Below are 4,230 nucleotides of genomic sequence, written 5' to 3' on the forward strand. Positions count from 1 at the left end.
GAGCCGACATCGAGGTGCCAAACCATCCCGTCGATATGGACTCTTGGGGAAGATCAGCCTGTTATCCCCGGGGTACCTTTTATCCGTTGAGCGACACCGCTTCCACTTGCCGGTGCCGGATCACTAGTCCCGACTTTCGTCCCTGCTCGACCTGTCGGTCTCACAGTCAAGCTCCCTTGTGCACTTGCACTCAACACCTGATTGCCAACCAGGCTGAGGGAACCTTTGGGCGCCTCCGTTACATTTTGGGAGGCAACCGCCCCAGTTAAACTACCCACCAGGCACTGTCCCTGAACCCGATCAGGGTCCGAGGTTAGAGGTCCAATACGATCAGAGTGGTATTTCAACGATGACTCCACGAACACTGGCGTGCCCGCTTCACAGTCTCCCACCTATCCTACACAAACCGTACCGAACACCAATACCAAGCTATAGTGAAGGTCCCGGGGTCTTTTCGTCCTGCCGCGCGTAACGAGCATCTTTACTCGTACTGCAATTTCGCCGAGTCTGTGGTTGAGACAGCTGAGAAGTCGTTACGCCATTCGTGCAGGTCGGAACTTACCCGACAAGGAATTTCGCTACCTTAGGATGGTTATAGTTACCACCGCCGTTTACCGGGGCTTAAATTCTCAGCTTCGCTCCGAAGAGCTAACCGGTCCTCTTAACCTTCCGGCACCGGGCAGGCGTCAGTCCGTATACATCGTCTTACGACTTCGCACGGACCTGTGTTTTTAGTAAACAGTCGCTTCTCACTGGTCTCTGCGACCCCACCCAGCTCCAGGAGTAAATCCTTTCACCAGGCGTGGTCCCCCTTCTCCCGAAGTTACGGGGGCATTTTGCCGAGTTCCTTAACCACAGTTATCTCGATCGCCTTAGTATTCTCTACCTGACCACCTGTGTCGGTTTGGGGTACGGGCCGTGTACCAACTCACTAGAGGCTTTTCTCGGCAGCATAGGATCACTGAATTCGCCTCAATCGGCTACGCATCACGTCTCAGCCTCATGGGATACGGATTTGCCTATATCCCGGCCTACACGCTTACACCAGGTATTCCATCACCTGGCCCAGCTACCTTCCTGCGTCACCCCATCGCTTACCTACTACAGCCAGGGTCATGCGCAGCCGCGTTCCCTCTCGCCCGAAGGCTCGATAAGACCGCATTTGGGCACTTAGCACAACTGATTCGATATTTGGCGCGGATACACGGGTACGGGAATATCAACCCGTTGTCCATCGACTACGCCTGTCGGCCTCGCCTTAGGTCCCGACTCACCCTGGGCGGATTAACCTGGCCCAGGAACCCTTGGTCATTCGGCGGACGAGTTTCTCACTCGTCTTTCGCTACTCATGCCTGCATTCTCACTCGCATGGCCTCCACGGCTGGATCACTCCGCCGCTTCCCTGGCCATACGACGCTCCCCTACCCATCCAGACTCCTGGCCCGAAGGCGGGATAATGTCTGAATGCCGCGGCTTCGGCGGTGTACTTGAGCCCCGCTACATTGTCGGCGCAGAATCACTTGACCAGTGAGCTATTACGCACTCTTTCAAGGGTGGCTGCTTCTAAGCCAACCTCCTGGTTGTCTTCGCGACTCCACATCCTTTTCCACTTAGTACACGCTTAGGGGCCTTAGCCGGCGATCTGGGCTGTTTCCCTCTCGACTATGAAGCTTATCCCCCACAGTCTCACTGCCGCGCTCTCACTCACCGGCATTCGGAGTTTGGCTGACTTCGGTAAGCTTGTGGGCCCCCTAGGCCATCCAGTAGCTCTACCTCCGGTGAGAAACACGCGACGCTGCACCTAAATGCATTTCGGGGAGAACCAGCTATCACGGAGTTTGATTGGCCTTTCACCCCTACCCACAGCTCATCCCCTCAGTTTTCAACCTAAGTGGGTTCGGGCCTCCACGACGTCTTACCGTCGCTTCACCCTGGCCATGGGTAGATCACTCCGCTTCGGGTCCATAGTGTGCGACTCAGGGCGCCCTATTCGGACTCGCTTTCGCTACGGCTCCCCCACACGGGTTAACCTTGCCACACACCGATGACTCGCAGGCTCATTCTTCAAAAGGCACGCCATCACCTATTACAGCTCTGACGGATTGTAAGCGCACGGTTTCAGGTACTATTTCACTCCCCTCCCGGGGTACTTTTCACCTTTCCCTCACGGTACTAGTCCGCTATCGGTCACCAGGTAGTATTCAGGCTTATCGGGTGGTCCCGACAGATTCACAGCAGATTTCACGGGCCCGCTGCTACTCGGGTGCCTACTACAACAGCCAGATCGTTTTCGTCTACAGGACTCTCACCCTCTACGGTTGGCCATCCCAGACCAATTCGACTAACGCTCTGGTTTCTTACTGTTGCTTGTTTCGGCAGAAACAAGAAAGTAGGTCCCACTACCCCGCATGGACAACGCCTGCCGGCTATCACATCCACACGGTTTAGCCTCTTCCGCTTTCGCTCGCCACTACTCACGGAATCACTGTTGTTTTCTCTTCCTGTGGGTACTGAGATGTTTCACTTCCCCACGTTCCCTCCACACGCCCTATATATTCAGGCGCGGGTAACACGACATCACTCGTGCTGGGTTTCCCCATTCGGAAATCCTCGGATCTCAGCTCGTTTGACAGCTCCCCGAGGCTTATCGCAGCCTACTACGTCCTTCATCGGCTCCTGGTGCCAAGGCATCCACCGTACGCTCTTACACACTTACTAACAAAGATGCTCGCGTCCACTGTGCAGTTCTCAAACAACACACCCACTCAAACCTGAATTTCGAAACCAGCCACAGCACGCTGCGCGGTATTTACGAAGATCCGAGCGGATCGTCTGATTTCCTAGAAAGAATCGCTTTCGCGTGTTCTTTCAGGACCCAATAGTGTGTCGGTATATTCACCGCCGGCAACCACATGGGGTCACCGTAGGTGCGATGAAGGTTGTCAGTGTTCCACCCATGAGCGTCCGCGGTCCTTCAGATGAGGACTCAAACGGTCTCTGCCACAACCACTTTCACCTGTGTGAAGCGTCGTGGAGAAGTGCTCCTTAGAAAGGAGGTGATCCAGCCGCACCTTCCGGTACGGCTACCTTGTTACGACTTCGTCCCAATCGCCAATCCCACCTTCGACAGCTCCCTCCACAAGGGTTAGGCCACTGGCTTCGGGTGTTACCGACTTTCATGACGTGACGGGCGGTGTGTACAAGGCCCGGGAACGTATTCACCGCAGCGTTGCTGATCTGCGATTACTAGCGACTCCAACTTCACGGGGTCGAGTTGCAGACCCCGATCCGAACTGAGACCGGCTTTAAGGGATTCGCTCCACCTCGCGGTATCGCAGCCCTCTGTACCGGCCATTGTAGCATGTGTGAAGCCCTGGACATAAGGGGCATGATGACTTGACGTCGTCCCCACCTTCCTCCGAGTTGACCCCGGCAGTCTCTCACGAGTCCCCGCCATTACGCGCTGGCAACATAAGATAAGGGTTGCGCTCGTTGCGGGACTTAACCCAACATCTCACGACACGAGCTGACGACAGCCATGCACCACCTGTACACCGACCACAAGGGGGGCCATATCTCTATGGCTTTCCGGTGTATGTCAAACCCAGGTAAGGTTCTTCGCGTTGCATCGAATTAATCCACATGCTCCGCCGCTTGTGCGGGCCCCCGTCAATTCCTTTGAGTTTTAGCCTTGCGGCCGTACTCCCCAGGCGGGGTACTTAATGCGTTAGCTACGGCACGGATCCCGTGGAAGGAAACCCACACCTAGTACCCACCGTTTACGGCGTGGACTACCAGGGTATCTAATCCTGTTCGCTACCCACGCTTTCGCTTCTCAGCGTCAGTTACTTCCCAGAGACCCGCCTTCGCCACCGGTGTTCCTCCTGATATCTGCGCATTTCACCGCTACACCAGGAATTCCAGTCTCCCCTGAAGTACTCTAGTCTGCCCGTATCGACTGCAAGCTTGCAGTTGAGCTGCAAGTTTTCACAATCGACGTGACAGACCGCCTACAAGCTCTTTACGCCCAGTAATTCCGGACAACGCTCGCACCCTACGTATTACCGCGGCTGCTGGCACGTAGTTGGCCGGTGCTTCTTCTACAGGTACCGTCACTTGCGCTTCGTCCCTGTCAAAAGAGGTTTACAACCCGAAGGCCGTCATCCCTCACGCGGCGTCGCTGCATCAGGCTTTCGCCCATTGTGCAATATTCCCCACTGCTGCCTCCCG

The 4,230-nt window shown here is 55.7% G+C and carries 2 rRNA genes; both read right to left on the bottom strand.

The window, feature by feature from the left end:
- Nucleotides 1-2,718, bottom strand: a 23S ribosomal RNA gene (locus ACIRS4_RS36110); the annotation flags it as partial.
- Nucleotides 2,719-3,049: 331 nt separating this feature from the next.
- Nucleotides 3,050-4,230, bottom strand: a 16S ribosomal RNA gene (locus ACIRS4_RS36115); the annotation flags it as partial.

This window comes from Streptomyces sp. NPDC101166 (genome assembly GCF_044768125.1).
In the GTDB taxonomy this organism is placed as follows: Bacteria; Actinomycetota; Actinomycetes; order Streptomycetales; family Streptomycetaceae; genus Streptomyces.